This window comes from Methylobacterium sp. WL18 (assembly GCF_008040015.1).
GTDB classification, from domain to species: domain Bacteria; phylum Pseudomonadota; class Alphaproteobacteria; order Rhizobiales; family Beijerinckiaceae; genus Methylobacterium; species Methylobacterium mesophilicum.
Map to the genome: position 1 here is coordinate 1 of NZ_VRVD01000925.1, position 1396 is coordinate 1396.

At 68.6% G+C, this 1396-nt stretch carries 1 protein-coding gene; it reads right to left on the reverse strand.

Annotated features, from left to right (window positions below; genetic code table 11):
- Positions 1-1070 (reverse strand): HD domain-containing phosphohydrolase (locus FV228_RS29770; RefSeq protein ID WP_147857734.1); only part of this gene is annotated, 1070 nt, incomplete at its 3' end.
- Positions 1071-1396 lie beyond the last annotated feature (326 nt).

Consider the following 1396-nt stretch of genomic DNA (forward strand, 5'->3'; position numbering starts at 1 on the left):
GCCCAGGGCTCGGTGACGGCGTGGGCGCCCCGCCGGCCGGTGGCCCGCTCCTGGCCGCCGGCCACGAGGACATCCGGCCAGCGCGCGCAGAACGCCTCCACGCAGGCCGGGTCGAAATGGCGGCCGCTGTCGGCCCGGATGCAGGCCAGGGCCGCCTCGAACGACATCGCCTCCTTGTAGGGGCGCTGCGTGGTCAGGGCGTCGAACACGTCCGCCACGGCGACGATTCGGGCCGCCAGGGGGATCGCGTCGCCCGCGAGCCCCTTCGGGTAGCCGCTGCCGTCCCACTTCTCGTGATGCGCCTCGGCGATCTCGGCGGCCAGCCGGATCAGCTCGGAGGAGCTGCCGCCCAGGATGCGCTGGCCGATGGTCGCGTGCGTCTTGATCAGGGCGAACTCGTCCGGGTCGAGCCGGCCGGGCTTCAGCAGGATGCCGTCCGGGATGGCGACCTTGCCGACATCGTGCAGCGGCGCGGCGAGGTACAGGTTGCGGCAGGCCTCCGCCGGCAGGCCGAGCGCCTCGGCCACGATCTGACTGTAGCGGGCGACCCGCCAGGTGTGGTCGCCGGTGTCGTTGTCGCGATACTCCACGGCCAGCGACAGGCGGAAGATGATCTCCTCCTCGCGCTCGCGCATGTGCCGGAGGGCGGCCTCGACCTCGCCGTCGAGCCAGGCGGCCTGCTCGGCCAGCCGCCGCACCGCCTTGGCGAGGCGGATCAGGTTGCGCAGCCGCACGGTCTGCTCGACGCCCCGCATGGACTTGTCGAGGAAGTCCGTCGCCCCCGCCTCGAGCGCGGCGAGCCGCACCGCGTCGGAGATGTCGCTGGTCACCATCGCGATCGGCACCTGCGCGTAGTGCGGGATGGTGCGCATGCGCTGGATGAACGCGATCCCGTCCATGGCCGGCATGTGGTAGTCGACCAGCACGATGTCGAAGGCGCGCATCTGCGCCTCCACGAGGGCGGCGGCCGGGTCGGCGTAGTCGGTCACGCTGACGTCGGGCTTGGCCTCCAGCATCTGGCGCAGGCGCAGGCGCATGGTCGCGCTGTCGTCAACCAAGAGCGCGTCCATCATGGCGTCTCGCCTCGCCCGGCGGGCCGGATGCAGGACGGGCGGGGCGTCGGCGCCGCGATCCCGGCAGCCCGTGGGCGCCGGGAGCCGCGGGTCTCCGACGTCGGATCCGGAGGGCTGGAAGCGGTCATGATCCGATCCGGTGACGTTCGCGGGTGACGGTGCCGTGCGCGATCGGGAAAGTCTCGTCGGCGATGCGATACATTTGGAATATTGCACGTTAAAGGGGAGTAAATGATTACGCACTCGCGACCCAAGATAATTATTTACTTTTTAGAAAATATCTGCAGTAAATTTTCTAATTTTTGTAATATAATACTTAGTAG